At 64.8% G+C, this 16939-nt stretch carries 17 protein-coding genes and 1 pseudogene; 11 read left to right on the top strand and 7 right to left on the bottom strand.

Annotation, left to right across the window (positions count from 1 at the left end; genetic code table 11):
• Positions 1 to 4 precede the first annotated feature (4 nt).
• The 5 genes from aroQ (at position 5) to HMPREF3227_RS12250 (ending at position 3717) form a co-directional block, all read left to right on the top strand.
• Positions 5 to 439, top strand: coding sequence for a type II 3-dehydroquinate dehydratase (gene aroQ, locus HMPREF3227_RS12270; RefSeq protein WP_066493119.1), 435 nt, complete (start codon positions 5 to 7; stop codon positions 437 to 439).
• A gap of 144 nt (positions 440 to 583) precedes the next feature.
• Positions 584 to 1675: a M24 family metallopeptidase gene (locus HMPREF3227_RS12265; protein ID WP_066493125.1), complete on the top strand. Its 1092-nt coding sequence runs from the start codon at positions 584 to 586 to the stop codon at positions 1673 to 1675.
• Between the two features lie 115 nt (positions 1676 to 1790).
• On the top strand, positions 1791 to 2354 hold the full coding sequence (efp, locus tag HMPREF3227_RS12260; protein WP_066493128.1) for an elongation factor P: 564 nt from the start codon (positions 1791 to 1793) through the stop codon (positions 2352 to 2354).
• 14 nt (positions 2355 to 2368) lie between these two features.
• Positions 2369 to 2965, top strand: coding sequence for a transcription antitermination factor NusB (gene nusB, locus HMPREF3227_RS12255; protein WP_066513375.1), 597 nt, complete (start codon positions 2369 to 2371; stop codon positions 2963 to 2965).
• A gap of 77 nt (positions 2966 to 3042) precedes the next feature.
• Positions 3043 to 3717, top strand: a complete 675-nt coding sequence (locus HMPREF3227_RS12250) for a GNAT family N-acetyltransferase (RefSeq protein ID WP_197429533.1) — start codon at positions 3043 to 3045, stop codon at positions 3715 to 3717.
• Here the strand turns inward: HMPREF3227_RS12250 and HMPREF3227_RS12245 are convergent.
• Both HMPREF3227_RS12245 and HMPREF3227_RS12240 read right to left on the bottom strand, forming a co-directional pair.
• Positions 3683 to 4369 carry a DUF5808 domain-containing protein gene (locus tag HMPREF3227_RS12245; protein ID WP_066513371.1) on the bottom strand — a complete coding sequence of 229 codons (687 nt, stop codon included), beginning with the start codon at positions 4367 to 4369 and terminating at the stop codon, positions 3683 to 3685. The two genes, HMPREF3227_RS12250 and HMPREF3227_RS12245, sit on opposite strands and share 35 nt — an antisense overlap.
• Before the next feature lie 2 nt (positions 4370 to 4371).
• A complete protein-coding gene (locus HMPREF3227_RS12240; protein ID WP_066493136.1) occupies positions 4372 to 4689 on the bottom strand; it encodes a PadR family transcriptional regulator in 318 nt (105 codons plus the stop codon).
• Positions 4690 to 4777: 88 nt separating this feature from the next.
• Here HMPREF3227_RS12240 and HMPREF3227_RS12235 point away from each other — a divergent pair.
• A pseudogene (locus HMPREF3227_RS12235) lies at positions 4778 to 5607 on the top strand (PPK2 family polyphosphate kinase).
• A 107-nt stretch (positions 5608 to 5714) separates the two neighbouring features.
• Here HMPREF3227_RS12235 and HMPREF3227_RS12230 read toward each other — a convergent pair.
• The 5 genes from HMPREF3227_RS12230 to HMPREF3227_RS12210 form a co-directional block, all read right to left on the bottom strand.
• Complete coding sequence (locus HMPREF3227_RS12230; protein WP_066513369.1) at positions 5715 to 6221, bottom strand: hypothetical protein; 507 nt, start codon at positions 6219 to 6221, stop codon at positions 5715 to 5717.
• A gap of 3 nt (positions 6222 to 6224) precedes the next feature.
• Complete coding sequence (locus tag HMPREF3227_RS12225) at positions 6225 to 6782, bottom strand: hypothetical protein (protein WP_066493138.1); 558 nt, start codon at positions 6780 to 6782, stop codon at positions 6225 to 6227.
• A 2-nt stretch (positions 6783 to 6784) separates the two neighbouring features.
• On the bottom strand, positions 6785 to 7282 hold the full coding sequence (locus tag HMPREF3227_RS12220) for a YbjN domain-containing protein (protein ID WP_066493143.1): 498 nt from the start codon (positions 7280 to 7282) through the stop codon (positions 6785 to 6787).
• Complete coding sequence (locus HMPREF3227_RS12215) at positions 7275 to 7775, bottom strand: YbjN domain-containing protein (RefSeq protein WP_066493144.1); 501 nt, start codon at positions 7773 to 7775, stop codon at positions 7275 to 7277. Before HMPREF3227_RS12215 ends, HMPREF3227_RS12220 begins: the two co-directional genes overlap by 8 nt.
• A 75-nt stretch (positions 7776 to 7850) precedes the next feature.
• Positions 7851 to 9230, bottom strand: a complete 1380-nt coding sequence (locus HMPREF3227_RS12210) for a TIGR01777 family oxidoreductase (RefSeq protein WP_066513365.1) — start codon at positions 9228 to 9230, stop codon at positions 7851 to 7853.
• Between the two features lie 181 nt (positions 9231 to 9411).
• Here HMPREF3227_RS12210 and pyrR point away from each other — a divergent pair, with 181 nt between their 5' ends.
• The 5 genes from pyrR to carB are packed head-to-tail and all read left to right on the top strand — an operon-like array spanning position 9412 to position 16928.
• On the top strand, positions 9412 to 9993 hold the full coding sequence (gene pyrR, locus HMPREF3227_RS12205; protein ID WP_066493149.1) for a bifunctional pyr operon transcriptional regulator/uracil phosphoribosyltransferase PyrR: 582 nt from the start codon (positions 9412 to 9414) through the stop codon (positions 9991 to 9993).
• Positions 9994 to 10950, top strand: coding sequence for an aspartate carbamoyltransferase catalytic subunit (locus tag HMPREF3227_RS12200; protein ID WP_066493151.1), 957 nt, complete (start codon positions 9994 to 9996; stop codon positions 10948 to 10950). It abuts the gene before it with no gap.
• A 33-nt stretch (positions 10951 to 10983) separates the two neighbouring features.
• Complete coding sequence (locus tag HMPREF3227_RS12195) at positions 10984 to 12336, top strand: dihydroorotase (RefSeq protein WP_066513364.1); 1353 nt, start codon at positions 10984 to 10986, stop codon at positions 12334 to 12336.
• A 16-nt stretch (positions 12337 to 12352) separates the two neighbouring features.
• A complete protein-coding gene (gene carA / locus HMPREF3227_RS12190; RefSeq protein ID WP_066513361.1) occupies positions 12353 to 13561 on the top strand; it encodes a glutamine-hydrolyzing carbamoyl-phosphate synthase small subunit in 1209 nt (402 codons plus the stop codon).
• Positions 13562 to 13592: 31 nt separating this feature from the next.
• The gene (carB, locus tag HMPREF3227_RS12185; RefSeq protein WP_066493161.1) at positions 13593 to 16928 is read left to right on the top strand and encodes a carbamoyl-phosphate synthase large subunit; all 3336 of its coding nucleotides are present in this window, start codon (positions 13593 to 13595) and stop codon (positions 16926 to 16928) included.
• Positions 16929 to 16939 lie beyond the last annotated feature (11 nt).

Raw genomic sequence — 16939 nt, 5'->3', positions numbered from 1 at the left:
ATTCATGAAGATTGTCGTTCTCAACGGACCGAATCTCAACCGCTTGGGCAAGCGCCAGCCGGAGATTTACGGCTCGACGACGCTCGCGGACGTGGAGGCCATGGTCGCCGACCGCGCCGCCCAGCTGGGCCTGGAGGTCGAGTTTTTCCAGTCCAACCACGAGGGTGCCTTGATCGACCGAGTCCACGCCGCGGCGGACGCGAAGGCGGGCGTCATCATCAACCCCGGCGGCTTTACCCACACCTCGGTCGCCTTGCGTGACGCGCTGGCGGAGATTGCTGACGGCGCGGGCTTCGTCGAGGTCCACATCTCCAACGTCCACGCCCGCGAGGAATTTCGTCACTTCTCGTATTTGTCACCGATTGCGCGCGGCGTTATCGCGGGTCTCGGCACCTTTGGCTACCTCGCGGCGCTCGAATACTTCGCGCAGTCGGCGTAGGCGCAGCGGCGCGGCGTCAATTACCCCCAATCGAGCATTTCCGGCCGTGGACCGGGCTACCATAGAGGGCGTTCGTTTCGTCCGCACGAGACCCCGCGCGTCACGCGCTGGGGTCCCGGCCGTTGTATGACAGAGGAGACCACCATGGCCCTGGCTGATACCCGTTTTAGTAACCGTCGCCGCAAGCTCGCCGCGCAGCTCGCCGGCCAGCGCATCGACGCCATGCTGGTCACCCACCTCACGCACGTGCGCTACCTGTCCGGCTTTTCCGGATCCAACGGCGGCCTGCTGCTGCGCAAGGATCTCACGGCGACGATGGCGACGGACGGCCGCTACACCACGCAGATCGCCGAGGAGGTCCCGGATCTCAAGGCCATTCTGGGCCGCGCGGTAGGCGAGGAGCTGCTCAAGACCCTCACCGGCCCCATGCGCGTGGGCTACGAGGCGGACTACGTCTCCGTCTCCCAGCTGGAAAAGCTCACCGCAGCCGCGCCCTCCGATATCACGCTCGTGCCCGTCACCGGTGTTATCGAAGACATCCGTCTGGTCAAGGACCAGCACGAGTTGCGCCGCCTCACCGAGATCGCGGAGCTGGCCAACACGGCGCTCACCCAGCTCATCGACGCGGGCGAGCTCGCCGCGGGACGCACCGAGCGCCAGGTCGCCGCGGATCTCGAGTACCGCATGCGCACCCTCGGCTCGGAGCGCGTGTCCTTCGACACCATCGTTGCCTCCGGTCCGAACTCCGCGAAGCCGCACCACGGCGCGGACGACCGCGTTATTGAAAACGGCGACCTCGTCACCATCGACTTCGGCGCGCACCTCCGAGGCTTCAACTCGGACTGCACGCGTACCTTCGTCGTGGGCGAGGCCAACGACTTCGCCAAGGAAATCTACAACGTCGTGCTCGAGTCGCAGCTGGCCGGCGTGCGCGCCGCGGTGCCGGGCGCGAAGCTCGTCGACGTCGACGCCGCGAGCCGCACCGTCATCGAGGACGCAGGCTACGGCGAGTATTTCGTCCATTCCACCGGCCACGGCGTGGGTCTCGACGTCCACGAGGGGCCGTACGCTGCGAAGACCGGCACGGGCGAGCTGGCCGAGGGCATGACGCTTACCATCGAGCCGGGCATCTACGTGCCGGGTAAGGGCGGCGTGCGCATCGAGGACACGCTCATCATCACCTCGGGCGCGCCGCAGATCATTACGCAGTACCCGAAGGATATGCGCGAGATTTAATGCCTGCGTCCCCGTGCGCGGGTCCCATTCCAGCAGGGACCGTGCGCGGTGGTAGGCTTAGACACTGTTTTCACACGCCTATTCATTCGTAAAAGACCCAGGAGAAAAACCTTCCATGGCTGATACCACCGACTTTAAGAACGGCCTTGTCCTCAAGATGGACAACAAGCTGCAGCAGATTATCGAGTTCCAGCACGTCAAGCCGGGCAAGGGCCCTGCGTTCGTGCGCACCAAGCTCAAGGACGTCGTCACCGGTAAGGTCACGGATAAGACCTTCAACGCGGGCGTCAAGGTCGAGACCGCCACGGTCGACCGCCGCACGATGACCTACCTGTACAACGACGGCTCCAACTACGTCATCATGGACGACAAGACCTTCGAGCAGTTCGAGGTTCCGTTCGACAAGTTCGGTGACGCTGGCAAGTTCCTGCTGGAGAACATGCAGGTCCAGGTCTCCTTCCACGAGGGCGAGATCCTCTTCGGCGAGCTGCCCATCTCCGTCGACCTCAAGGTCGAGCACACCGAGCCGGGCCTGCAGGGCGACCGCTCCTCGGGCGGCACCAAGCCTGCCACCCTCGAGACCGGTGCTGAGATCCAGGTCCCGCTGTTTATCGAGATCGGCAACGTCCTCAAGATCGATACCCGCACCGGCGAGTACCTCTCCCGCGTCAATAACTAAGGCACCCCCTCGCTGTGAGTGATAAAGAGAAGTCGCGCGACATCAACTACAAGCGACACACCGCACGTTACCGCGCGCGTCGCCGCGCGGCCGACATCCTCTTCGAGGCCGAGACTCGCGATATCGATCCCGTCGCGATCGTGGAGGACCGCATTCAGCTTGCCCGCGACAAGGAGTCCGGTGTGGCTCCCATCGCGGAGTACACGGCAGAGATCGTCCGCGGCGCGGCCGAGGAACTCGACATTGTCGACGAGAATATCGCCCGCTTCCTCTCAGAGGACTGGGAGTTCCATCGCCTGCCGGCCGTCGACCGCGCCATCATGCGCGTCGCGGCGTGGGAGCTGCTGTTCAACCCAGACGTGCCCACGGCGACGGCCATCGTGGAAGGCGTCGAGCTCGCCAGCGAGTACTCGACAGACAAGGCGGCACCCTACGTGCATGCCGTCCTCGACGACATCGCCCAGTCGCGCTCGCTGTCGAACCCAATGAACGAGTCGGGTCTCGGAGAAGGCGAAGCCCCAGCAGACCACGAGGTTGCGGAGGCGCAGCCGCTCGACGAGTTCGGGGATCCTGAGTTCCCTCCGCTCGACGAGGACGATGCTGAGAAGTAACCGGCTGTGAGCCGAACCCACGCCGCTTGGCGTGGGTTTTCGCTTTTAGTAGTGGTGCGCGCAGTACGATGTTGCGCATGACTGTTGATTCCGAAGCTGCACTGGTGGACATGTGGCCGCCGTTTGGATTGCGCATTGCGGCGCGCGATGACCGGCACGAGATTGCTGTGCGCGTCCTGCGCGACGAAGACGTCGCGCGTATTGCAGGCGTGGGCGTCCACGACGTCTACGGCGACGATGTGCCCGAACACGCGTTTCCGTGGGTTTTCCATAATTCGCCGCAGTCTTCGGCGCAGCATCGCTGGTTTAACCGTGCGAACTTGAGCTCCGAAGAGTGGTCGCTCGACTTCTTGGTGACCGCAGGCGGCGAGCCTATTGGCGTCGTCGACATGCGTAGCAGCGACTTCGCGCATACGCGCGAGGTCAGCACCGGCTCGTGGGTCTTCCACCGGTTCCAGGGCCAAGGCTTCGGAACGTTGGTGCGCCATGCCGTCGCGCAGTTCTGCTTTGACCACCTGGGAGCGGCGAGCATTGCGAGTGACTGGGTCGTGGGGAACGCGGCATCGGAAAGCGTGTCTCGCAAGCTGGGCTACGAGCTGCTGCCGGACGACGGGGAGACCACGCCGTGCAGTCCGGAAGGTAAGCCTAGGCCCGTGCGACGCGGACGGCTGCGTGCCGCCGACTACACGCCGGCGGCGCGCGTCGAATGCGCGGGCCTTACGCCGCAGCTACGGACGATGCTGGGCGCTTGAGCTCGCGGTCGACCTGAGCGAGCGCCGACTTGATGACGGCGACGAAGCCTGCGACCTCGACGACGGGGAGGGCGAGCGTGCCGGCGGCGCTGAGCGCGCGGGCGGTAGCGGGGGCATCGGCAGCCTGGCGGGCGGCGAGAGTGAGCAGCAGGGACATGGCGCCCAGGCTGGTCGCGAGAAGGCTGCCGGTGACGTCCAGCTTGTTGTCGCGGCGCGTGGTCCACTCGGCGAAGCCAGCGACGGCTGCGGCGGGGAGGATGGAGCTCAGCATGGCGCGGGCGGGGCTCGTCCATTTCTTGGGGGCGAAGGTGGCTGACCACTTCTGGGGAAGCGGGCGACCGTCCTTGATGGCGGGGAGGACCGCTGCGGTGCTCAGGGCGAGGAGCGTCCACGGTGCGCCGCGCAGGACGGCGATCGTGGTGGCTGGGATGTGGGCCTCGAGGTCGGGGAGCGAGTCGTCGGGGCGGATGAGACCTAGGCGGCTGGCAATGGCGCCGATGTTGAAGTCCCAGCCGATGCCTGCGGCGCGCGGGACGAGGAGCTTCGGGTTCTCCGGTTCGAAGGCGCCGGGTCGCGCGGCGGGGTTGGTAAGGCCCGAGAAGTCGGCCGGGATACCGAGGAAACGGTGGGTGGTGGGATCGTAGAGTTTCATGGTTACTGCCCTTTCAGGATGGTGTCGACGATCGTGGTGAGGGTCTGCCATTCGGCGGTGAGAGCGGCGAGCTGAGTGCGGCCCGCGTCGGTGACGACGTAGACCTTGCGTGGTGGCCCGCTGGGGGATTCCTCCCAGCGGCTGGTGAGGTATCCGGCTTTCTTTAGACGCGCGAGGAGCGGGTAGAGGGTGCCGGAGGAGACCTCGAGCCCTTGCGCGTTGAGCCGCTCGAGAAGCGCGCCTCCGTAGCCGGGGCTGACGTGAAGGGAACGCAGAACGATGAGTTCCAACACGCCTTTGCGAAGCTGTGTATCTGCCATGCAAGCTCCTTTGTTGTGCCAACTACTATGTATTACATCGTAGCGTGATTCGAGGCAAAAGGGAAGGGCTCACGCTTACAGTGGGGGAATGTCGACATTTAAGATTGCCGACGCGCTAGCGCTGCGCGCCGGAAAGAACGTCGAGCTGTCCTCCGTCGATCCGAGCTCCACGCCGGGCTTTGACGGAGACAAGGACGAACTGGCCGCGCGCCCCAGTCACTACGACGAGGAGCTCTACGCCAATGGTCGTGCCTACGGGGAGAAGGCCCCCTCGGTGCTCGTCATTCTGCAGGGCATGGACACCTCCGGCAAGGGGGTGTCATTCGCCACGTGTTCAGTACGTTTGATCCGCAGGGCACGGACTCCGTGGGCTTTGGCAAGCCGACCGAGGAAGGGATGAAGCACGACTTTCTCTGGCGCATCCGCAAGCACGACCCCAAGCCGGGCCACGTGGTCGCGTTTGACCGATCGCACTACGAGGATGTGCTGATCCAGCGTGTCCACACATGGGTTGATGAAGACGAGATCGACCGCCGCTTTGAGGCCATCAAGGACTACGAACGTGAGCTCGCCAAGTCCGGCGTCCACATCATTAAGGTTTTCCTGCACCTGTCGAAGAAGGCGCAGAAAGAGAACCTCCTCGAGCGCGCCGAGCGTGAGTACAAGTTCTGGAAGTACGACCCGTCCGACGTCGAGGAACGCGCCTATTGGGATGATTACATGGCCGCCTATAAGGACGCCATTCGATGCACCGATGCCTACCACGCGCCGTGGTGCGTCATCCCCACGGACAATAAGAAGTACGCGCGCATGGCGCTCATGTTCCTCATCGTCGACGTGCTGCGTCACCCGGACCTGCCATGGCCGGCGGCGGAGTGTGATCCAGAGACCGTGCGCACGCGTATCGAGGAGTCTTAGGTGGTACATATCCCTTCAGGACATATAACGGGCCCGCTCGGTGCGGCGGGCAGAGCTTATATGTGCTGAAGGGATTTTTTGGATGAGCGTGTGAGCGGGTGTGCGTATTACTCGGCGTCGCGCTCCTGGACGGTGCGGGCGAATTCGTTGAAGTTGTCGAGCGTGCCCAGCAGTGCTTCCTGCGCCGCGAAGACGGCGTAGTTAAGTGCGTGGAAGAGTTGATCATCGTTCATGCCCGGGCCGGCCGTGAACGTGGCGTCGCCGCGCAGCTCCGCGTGTCCGTCCACGTCGCCCACGAGCGCGCGGCCGTCGAAGGCGGCGGCATTGAGCTCGTTGGTGATGACGTGGAAGACCGGGGCGATCTCGGCGAAGTCGAGTTCGGTGGGCAGGACGCATTCGACGCGCACGAGCTCGTCGGTGATGCTAAACACCCAGTCAAGGTCGTTGCGCTGAGCGACGGCCATATTCGGAGTCTCGGGGTGGGCGACGGCGCCAAAGTCGTCCTCGTTGAGCGAGGCAATGACGCGCTCGAGGGTGACGGCGGGAAGGTCAGTGTGGGAGAAGAATTCGTAGGGGTTCTCGAACTCTGGTGCTTGCTGAGTTGCATCAGTCATGAACTAGTCCTCCTCGTTCCACGTGACGGCCTGGGGGAAGGCCTGCGCGACGGCCTCAAAAGCGGCGGAGAAGCTGCCAAAGACGCTCAGGATGAACGTGCCCAGCTGGTTGCGGCTGAGGCCTTCGCCGATGGCCATCGCACGGTTGCCGTTGATGACGATCTGCTCGGTGGGGTGCTTGCCCTGACCGTCGCTGAAGGCGTAGCTCAGCGTCGGCGCAACCATCTGCCAGTTGAAGTCCGCAATGATGGGCGCGACAGTTTCCTCCGCGGACGCGTCGAGGCGGCCCTCCCACGTCGCAAAGGCGCTCAGGGTGTCATCCTGAATGTCGAAGTGGATGGTGAGATGCGGCAGGCCGGTCTGGAGGACGATGCGCTCGTCCTCCGGCGCGGCGGCCGCAGCATCGGCATCCGTGTCGGTCTCGGGGTCAGTCTCGGAGTCGTTGGGCGCCGAGACGAGCACGTAGTCTGCGCCGAGGAGCTCGAAGATCTCCACGAGGCGGTGAATGTTGACGGGCTGTACCTCGGTGTCGGCCGCGTGAGACGGAGCGTTGGAGGCCATTGCTATTCGCCGTTCTGAGCCTGGTTGGCGGCTTCAGAACCGAGTTTTGCCATCTCCTCTGCGGCGGCGACCATGGCATTCTGGGCGCCGATGACGCCGTCGACGGCGGCCTTGAGGGCGGCGGCGAGCTGCGTGTCGTTCATGCCGGCGGCGACCGGAATGTCGCGCTCGGTGCGCACGACGAGCGAGTCGTCGAAATCAGTGATGGCGGCGCGGGCACCCATCTGCACCGAGTTGATCTGGTTGGCGGCGAGGAAGAGACCGGCGTCCGCCTGCGAGAAGGTCGCGTCCGTTTGCACGTCGCAGCGGACGATGAGAACGGAGTCGAGCACTGCGAATAGGCAGGGCAGACCGTTGAGGTTCGCCGTGGCGGAGTCGTCGCGGCCCTCGATCTTGTCGAGGGTGACGTCGAAGGTCGCCATGGCGTCGATAACGCGCTCGAGCGTCACGACGGGCAACGAATTCGGATCCTCCGGGTTGAGGGTCTGCTGATTAGTCATGCTTGTGTTCCTCCCAGGTCACGAGCTGCGGGTACTGCGATTCGATGAAGGTCCACGCCTCCAGGATGGAGTTGAGCGAGGACATGACGAAGGCGCCGAGCTGATTGCGGGAAACGCCCTCGGAGATGGTGAGCTCGCGCACGGCGGAGACGACGAGTGCCTTCTCGTCCGCGCCGCCTTCGTAGAAGCGCAGCGTGGGCGCGAAGTGCTCGGCGTTCCACTGGTTGATGTGGGTGAGGATGGTCGGGCCCTCGGAAACCGGTACCTGGCCGCGCCAGATGGAGTCGATGATGAGGGTGTCCTCGCGCACCTGCATGGCAATCGCGGTGTTCGCGAAGCCGGAGCGGAAGACCTCGACGGTCGAGCCGTCCTCGTGCTGGTGCTCCTCGGTGCGGTACTGCAGTCCTTGCTGGTCAAAAATCTCCGCGATACGGGCGACCGTCGCGGGGGATACCTCGGTATCCGGCAGGATCTTCTGCTCGGGTGAAGTCACGTGAATCCTTAACTTGTGTCGATAGAGTGCGCCCACCAGCTTAAGGCATGCGGGCGTGTGGCGTGGCGAGCGGCCTTAGACGGCAGGCAGCGCGACGAGTTCCTCGCCGCCAAGCTCGTGGGCGAGCGCCGCGGCTATCGTCTCGAAGCGGTACGTGTGGTTCGCAGGCGTGAGCTTCTCGCTCGCGACGCGCTGGTTCGCCAGCGCCAGCTCCTGAGCACCCTCGCGGCCGAGCAACAGGGCCGGACCGAGGGTGGGGATGGGGATGATAGCGGGACGGCCGAGCTCCTTTGCCAGCAGATGCGCCATGTCGCGGTTGAGAACGGGTTCCGGCCCTACGGCGTTGACGGGGCCGGTGAGCGCGTCGTCGATCGCGGCACGGAAATAGATATCGGTGAGGTCGTCGTGCGCGATCCAACTCAGCCAAAAGTCGCCGTCGCCGAAGGTGCCGCCCAGGCCTGTGTGGAAGAGCGCGCGGAGCAGCGGAAGCAACCCGGCGTTGCCGGTGAGCGCGACGCCGGTGCGGACCTGGACAACGCGGGCGGCATCGGCAGCAGGCGCCGTGGCGGCCTCCCAGTTGCGGCAGACCTCGGCCAAGAAGCCGTCGCCGGAGTCCGAGGACTCCGTAAGGAGCTCATCGCCACGGTCAGGGCCGTAGTAGCCGATGGCGGAGGCGGAGACGAAGGTCTTGACAGACTGCGTGCGGGAGACCAGCTCTGCGAGCTTGCGCGTGGGACCCACGCGGGAGTCGCGTATGGCCGCCTTGTGGGAGTCGTTGAAGCGGCCGAAAATGGGCTCGCCGGCCAAGTGAATAAGGACGTCGGCGTCCGCGAGGAGATCGGGCGCAGGATTCGCGGGGTTCCAGACGCGTTGGCCCTCTTTGGCCTTGGAACGCACGAGCTGGATGACGGTGTGACCGGCGGTGGTGAGCTGTGCCGTCAGGGCACGACCCACGGCGCCGCGGGAGCCGGTCATAGCGACGGTAAGCGGGCGGGCCGCACCGTTGATACTCTGCACTCGCGCGAGGAAGTCGAAGTCCGCGATGAGCTGGCGCTGGCGGTAGGCAAACATCGGCGTCAGCGCCGATGCCGGAATACGCGTGTCGACGGTGTCGGTGATGAGTGTGCGCTCGCCTCGCAGGGCGGCGCTGGCCGTCTCAAAGTCCGCGAAGGTATGGGTGTGACGCCAGTTCGCGAGCTTGCGCATGGGCGCGTTGATACACACGTCGGCGAAGCTGCGGCCGCGCTGGTAGCGGGAGAGATCGTGGCGCGCGACCCATGTGAGACCCGCAGGAAAGCCGAGGACCGTGGTGCCATCGGAGAGCCGTTCGGCCTGGCGGCGCGGGGTCACGGGCAAGAAAGGCGGGGTAAGACGCGCTAAGGCGCCGGGGCGAGTGTGCCATTGCCACACGAGCTCGCGGGGTGCGTCGATGACGTGGGAAGCCTCAAAACTCAACGGGGTGGATTCTTCCTTGGACGGGGAGGACGCGCGGCGGCGCCGTAAGAACTCCGTCCACTCTAGTCGAGGTACCCCCATTACGGCGGGTGGGTGCTACAGTTGGAGTCGTTCGATTTGAGGACACACATATATAGGCATCCTTTAAAGACCGCACCGTGAGGCGGGGAAGGAGGTCACGATGAGTGTTGATAACGCTACCGCGGACGCAACTGAGCTGCTCAGCTCGGATGACGTCGCGCGCACCGTTGCACGCATCGCGCACCAGATCATTGAAAAGACGGCGCTCGATTCGGCCGACGCACCACGCGTCGTGCTACTTGGCATTCCCTCTGGTGGCGTGCCGTTGGCGGAGCGCCTGGCTGAAAAAATCAAGGAATTCTCGGGGGTGGAAATTCCGGCCGGGGCACTCGATATCACCTTGTACCGCGACGATCTCCGCGGCAAGCCGCACCGCGCGTTGCGCCCCACGCTGATCCCCGACGGCGGCATTAATAACGCCACGGTCATCCTTGTCGATGACGTGTTGTATTCGGGACGCACCATCCGCGCAGCACTCGATGCCCTGCGCGACATTGGACGCCCGGACATCATCCAACTCGCCTGCCTCGTTGACCGTGGCCACCGCGAGGTGCCCATCCGCGCCGATTACGTGGGCAAGAATATTCCCACGGCCCGCGACGAGGATGTCACCGTCTTCATCGAGGCCATTGACGGCCGCGATGCGGTTGTTTTAACGCGCAAAGCAGAAGAGGACAAGTAAATGAAGCACCTCATCGATATCGCGGATCTCACGGCAGACGAGATCCTGGGGCTCATGGACGAGGCCGACCGCTTCCGCGAGGCCATTAATGGCCGCGAAGTGAAGAAGCTGCCCACCCTGCGCGGGCGCACGGTTTACACCCTGTTCTATGAGAACTCCACGCGTACCCGTTCTTCCTTCGAGACGGCCGGCAAGTGGATGTCCGCGGACGTCATCAATATCTCCGCGGCGAGCTCGTCGGTGAAGAAAGGCGAGTCCCTCAAGGACACCGGCTTGACTATTTCGGCGATTGGCACGGATGCCATCATCATTCGCCACCCGTCCTCGGGCGCAGCAAAGCAGCTCGCTGGCTGGGTCGCCCCCAATGGCGACGGCCCGTCCGTCATCAATGCCGGCGACGGCGCGCACCAGCACCCCACGCAGGCACTGCTCGACGCCACCACCATGCGCCAGCGTCTCGGGCTTTCCGATGCCGCCTCCTTCCGAGGCTTGCGCGTCAAAATCGTGGGCGATTGCCTCCACTCCCGCGTCGTGCGGTCCAACGTCGACCTGCTCACCACGCTCGGCGCCGAGGTCACCCTCGTCGCCCCGCCTACGCTTATGCCGTTTGGCGTGGAGAAGTGGCCGGTGCGCGTCTCCTATGACTTCGACGCCGAGCTTGTCGATGCCGACGTGGTCATGATGCTGCGCGTCCAAGCCGAGCGCATGAACGGCGGCTTCTTCCCGTCTCACCGCGAATACGCGGCGCTTTACGGCCTGTCCAAGGACCGTGCGAAGAAGATGCAGGACCACGCCATCGTCATGCACCCAGGTCCCATGCTGCGCGGCATGGAGATCAACTACGCGGTCGCGGATCAACCGCGCTCCGCTGTTTTGCAGCAGGTCAACAACGGCGTGCACGTGCGCATGGCCGTCCTGTTTACCCTCCTGGCCAACGGCGAGAATGCTGGATTCTAACCGGTTCGAGTACAGAAAGACGTTCAGTAGATTATGACTTCACCTGAGAACTTCCCGGCGACCGGTGGCCTGTCCGCACCCGCCGCCGGCACGCTGCTTATCACCAACGTCCGCCCGTATGGCGAGGGCGAGCCCGTCAACGTGCTCGTGCGTGACGGTTTCATCGAGTCTGTGAACGCCGACGCGGACGCGAGTGCAGACCGCGTCGTGGACGGCGAGGGCCACGTGCTTCTGCCGGGCCTCGTGGACATGCACGTGCACCTGCGCGAGCCGGGCCGCGAGGATACCGAGACCATCGAGACCGGCTCTCGCGCCGCGGCAAAGGGCGGCTTCACGGCCGTGTTTACCATGGCGAACACCATGCCGGTGATGGATCAGCCCATCATCGCCGAGTCTGTGTGGGCCAAGGGCCAGGCGCTCGGCGTGTGCGACGTCCACCCGGTGGGCTCCATCACGAAGGGCCTCGAGGGCAAGACCATTACCGAGTTCGGCATGATGAAGAACTCGGACGCCAAGGTCCGCATGTTCTCCGACGACGGCAAGTGCGTCCAGGACCCGCAGATCATGCGTCGCGCCCTCGAGTACGCCAAGGGCCAGGACGTCCTGCTCGCGCAGCACGCCGAGGATTCCCGTATGACCGAGGGTGCTGTCGCCCACGAGGGCGAGGTCGCCGCACGCCTGGGCCTGCGTGGCTGGCCGCGCGTCGCCGAGGAATCGATCGTGGCGCGCGACGCGCTGCTTGCACGCGACTACGGCAATCGCATGCACATCTGCCACGCTTCGACGACGGGTACGGTGGAGCTGCTCAAGTGGGCGAAGGGCCAGGACATTCCGCTCACCGCCGAGGTCACCCCGCACCACCTCATGCTCACCGACGAGAAGATCGCCGACTACGACGGACTCTTCCGCGTCAACCCGCCGTTGCGCGAGGAGCACGATGCCCTCGCACTGCGCGATGCGCTGCTCGACGGCACCATCGACTGCGTCGCCACGGACCACGCGCCGCACGGCTCGGAAGACAAGTGCGTGGAGTTCGAGCACGCCAAGCCCGGCATGCTGGGCCTCGAGTCCTCGCTCGCCGTCATCGCGAAGGTCTTCGTCGAGTCCGGCCTGGCCGACTGGCGCTTCGTCGCTCGCGTCATGTCCGAGCGACCGGCCGAAATCACCCGCTTGCCGGGCCACGGTCGCCCGATCGCGGTGGGGGAGCCGGCAAACCTCACCATCGTCGACCCGCAGCGCCCCTGGACCTCGGACGTCGAGCACCTCGCGTCCAAGGCCGAGAACAACCCGTACGCTGGCGAGCACTTCAACGCCCGCGTCACGCACACCTTCCTGCGCGGCTCGCTCACGTACGACGTGGCTGCTGACGAATCTGCTGCCGAGTAGGCGGAACCAGACCATAATGAATAGCACAACCCGATCTACATCACAGAACGCAACATCAAAGGATGAAACCTTGACTTCTGCTCCTATCCCCGCCGTGCTCGTTCTTGCCGATGGCAAGGTCTTCCGCGGCTTCGGCTTTGGCAAGACCGGCACCACGCTCGGCGAGGCAGTGTTCACCACCGGTATGACCGGTTACCAGGAGACCATGACCGACCCGTCCTACCACCGCCAGATCGTGGTCGCGACGTCGCCGCAGATTGGCAACACCGGTTGGAACGACGAGGACGACGAGTCGCACGGCTCGAAGATTTGGGTCGCCGGCCTCGTTATCCGCGACCTTGCACACCGCGTCTCTAACTGGCGTGCGGCGCGCTCGCTGCCTGAGGAGATGGAGAAGCAGGGCATCGTCGGCATCCGCGGCATCGACACCCGCGCTCTTGTGCGCCATCTGCGCAACTTCGGCTCCATCGCCGCCGGCGTCTTCTCCGGCGAGGCTGCCGAGCGCCCCGTCGAGGAGCTGCTCGCCGAGGTCAAGGCACAGCCGTCTATGGCGGGCCTCGACCTGGCCGAGGACGTCTCCACCACTGAGCCCTACACCGTCCCGGCGGAGGGGGAGAAGAAGTTCACCGTCGTCGCCTATGACATGGGCATTAAGACCTCGACGCCGAATAACTTCGCCAAGCGCGGCATCGAAACCGTCGTCGTTCCGGCGAATACGCCCTACGAGGACATCAAGCAGTACAACCCAGACGGCGTGTTCGTCTCCAACGGCCCGGGTGACCCAGCCACCGCAGACAAGATGGTCGCCATCACCCGCGACATCCTCGCGTCTGGCACCCCGTTCTTCGGCATCTGCTTCGGTAACCAGATTCTGGGCCGCGCACTTGGGCTGAACACGTACAAGCTCAAGTTCGGCCACCGCGGCATCAACGTGCCGGTGAAGAACCACCTCACGGGCAAGATCGATATCACCGCACAGAACCACGGCTTCGCGCTCGAAAACCCGGCTGGCGAGGGCAAGCCCGCCGGCGGCGCCGAGTTCGACACCGACTTCGGCCCGGCTCTCGTGACGCACACCTGCCTCAACGACGACGTCGTTGAGGGTGTGGCGCTCAAGTCCGGCATGGCCTTCTCCGTGCAGTACCACCCGGAATCCGCCGCCGGCCCGCACGACGCCAACCCGCTGTTTGACCAGTTCATCCAGCTTATGGACGACCACAAGTAAGCAACCAGGAAAAGGGAAGAGAAAGAAATTCATGCCTAAGCGCAACGACATCAACCACGTCCTGGTCATCGGTTCTGGCCCGATCGTTATTGGTCAGGCCTGCGAGTTTGACTACTCCGGCACCCAGGCCTGCCGCGTCCTCAAAGAAGAAGGCCTGCGCGTTACGCTCATCAACTCCAACCCGGCCACCATCATGACCGACCCGGAGTTCGCGGACCACACCTACATCGAGCCCATCGATCCGGCCTACATCGAGAAGGTCTTCCAGAAGGAAATCGAAGAGGGCCACAAGATCGACGCCGTGCTCGCCACCTTGGGCGGCCAGACGGCGCTCAACGCGGCCATCCAGCTCGACCGTGCTGGCATCCTTGAGAAGTACGGCATCGAGCTCATCGGCGCGGACATTCCGGCCATCGAGCGCGGCGAGGACCGCCAGATGTTCAAGGACATCGTGGCCTCCGTCGGCGGCGAGTCCGCGCGCTCCCGCGTGTGCCACAACATGGACGAAGTCCACGAGACCGTCAAGGAACTGGGCTTGCCCGTCGTCGTCCGCCCGTCGTTTACCATGGGTGGCTTGGGCTCCGGTCTGGCGTTTAACAACGAAGACCTCGACCGCATCGCCGGCGGTGGCTTGGCCGCCTCGCCGGAAGCCAACGTACTCATCGAGGAGTCCATTCTCGGCTGGAAGGAATTCGAGCTCGAGCTTATGCGCGATGGTGACGACAACGTGGTCGTCATCGCGTCCATCGAAAACGTCGACGCCCTGGGCGTTCACACCGGCGACTCCGTCACGGTCGCCCCGGCGCTTACCCTCACGGACCGCGAGTACCAGAAGATGCGTGACCTCGGCATCGCCATCATTCGCGCCGTCGGCGTCGATACCGGCGGCTGCAACATCCAGTTCGCCGTGAACCCGAACGACGGCCGCATCATCGTCATCGAGATGAACCCGCGCGTGTCCCGTTCCTCCGCGCTGGCGTCCAAGGCCACCGGTTTCCCGATCGCGAAGCTCGCTGCCAAGCTCGCCATCGGCTACACCCTCGACGAGGTCACCAACGACATTACCGGCGTGACCCCGGCCGCCTTCGAGCCGACCCTCGACTACGTCATCGTTAAGTCTCCGCGCTTCGCCTTCGAGAAGTTCCCGGGTGCGGACGACACGCTCACCACCACCATGAAGTCCGTGGGCGAGGCCATGGGTATCGGCCGCAACTACATTGCGGGCCTCAACAAGGTCATGCGTTCCATGGAAACCAAGATGGCTGGCTTCTGGACCCGACCGGACGAGTACTTCGCGGGCGACCGCGCCACCGACGTCGAGGCCGTTCTCAAGGACCTCGAGACCCCGACCGAGGGCCGCATGTACGACGTCGAGCTCGCCCTGCGCCTGGGCGCGACCGTCGAGCAGGTCTTCGAGCACTCCATGATTGACCCGTGGTTCCTTGCCGAGCTCAAAGCCCTCGTCGACTTCCGCGAGCGGCTTGCCGATGCCCCCGTGCTCGACGAAGACCTCCTGCGCGAGGCCAAGTACATGGGCCTGTCTGACGCTCAGATTGCCGCCGTGCGCCCCGAGTTCGCGGGCGAGGACGGCGTGCGCCGCCTGCGTTGGTCGCTGGGCATTCGCCCGGTCTACAAGACGGTTGATACGTGTGCCGGCGAGTTCGAGGCGCAGACGCCGTACCACTACTCGGCCTACGAGCTCGACCCGAATGCAGAGTCCGAAGTTGCCGAGCAGCGCGACCGCGAAAAGGTCATCATCTTGGGCTCCGGCCCGAACCGCATCGGCCAGGGCATTGAGTTCGACTACTCCTGTGTCCACGCAGCCCTCGAGCTCTCCCGCGCGGGCTACGAGACCGTCATGGTCAACTGCAACCCGGAGACCGTCTCCACCGACTACGACACGGCCGACCGCCTCTACTTCGAGCCGCTGACCTTCGAAGACGTCATGGAGGTCTACAACGCCGAGGCTACCTCCGGCACCGTCGCGGGCGTCATCGTCCAGCTCGGCGGACAGACCCCGCTGGGCCTCGCGGAGAAGCTCACCGAGGCTGGCGTCCCGGTTGTCGGCACCACGGCCGACGCCATCAACCTCGCCGAGGATCGTGGCGAGTTTGGCCAGGTGCTTAGCCGTGCGGAGCTCCCGGCACCGGCGTTCGGCACCGCCACCTCCTTCGACGAGGCCAAGGCTGTCGCCGCGGAAATCGGCTACCCGGTGCTCGTGCGTCCGTCCTACGTCCTGGGCGGCCGCGGCATGGAGATCGTCTACGACGAGGCCTCCCTGCAGGATTACATCGACCGCGCCACCGAGATCACCTCGGACCACCCGGTGCTCGTCGACCGCTTCCTCGATAACGCCATCGAGATTGACGTCGACGCGCTGTGCGACGGCGACGAGGTCTACCTGGGCGGCGTTATGGAGCACATCGAGGAAGCCGGCATTCACTCCGGCGACTCTTCCTGTGCGCTTCCACCGATGACGCTCGGCCCGGAGGACATTGAGAACGTCCGCGAGTCCACGCGCAAGTTGGCCCACGGCATTGGCGTCAAGGGCCTCATGAACGTCCAGTACGCGCTCAAGGACGACATCCTCTATGTCATCGAGGCCAACCCGCGTGCTTCGCGCACCGTGCCATTCGTCTCCAAGGCGACGGGCGTGCAGATGGCGAAGGCCGCCGCGCGCATCATGATGGGCGCCTCCATCAAGGAGCTGCGTGCCGAGGGCGTGCTGCCGGAGAACTACGACGGCGGCTCGCTGCCGCTCGATCACCCCATCGCGGTCAAGGAAGCCGTCCTGCCGTTCAACCGCTTCCGTCGCCCGGATGGCCAGCCGCTCGATACGCTGCTCAGCCCGGAGATGAAGTCCACCGGCGAGGTCATGGGCTTGGCCAGCAACTTCGGCGCGGCTTACGCCAAGGGCGAGCTCGCCGCGTTCGGTGCGCTGCCCACCGAGGGCACCATCTTCGTCTCCGTCGCCAACCACGACAAGCGCATGCTCATTTTCCCGATTCAGCGCCTGGCGCTCATGGGCTTCGAAATCGTCGCTACCCGCGGTACCGCCCAGATGCTGCGCCGCAACGGCGTCGAGTGCGAGGTCGCGGTCAAGGTCTCCGAGAACCCCGAGGGCAAGGCCACCATTCGTGACCAGATCCTCTCCGGCGACATCGACCTGGTGCTCAACACCCCGGCCGGTTCGGCAGGCGCTCGCCACGACGGCTACGAGATTCGTACGGCTGCCGTCAAGGCTGGCATCCCGTGCGTGACCACGGTCCAGGGTGTTACGGCCGCGGTCCAGGGCATCGAGGCCCTGCGCCAGGGCAACCTCACCGTGCGTTCCCTCCAGGAGCTCGAGCATGCCCCAGCCAAATAACTCCGTCACCG

It is taken from the genome of Corynebacterium sp. CMW7794 (assembly GCF_001563605.1).
GTDB lineage: Bacteria > Actinomycetota > Actinomycetes > Mycobacteriales > Mycobacteriaceae > Corynebacterium > Corynebacterium phoceense.
The sequence above is the reverse complement of the archived record's forward strand: the minus strand, read 5'-3'. Positions and strand labels throughout refer to the sequence as shown.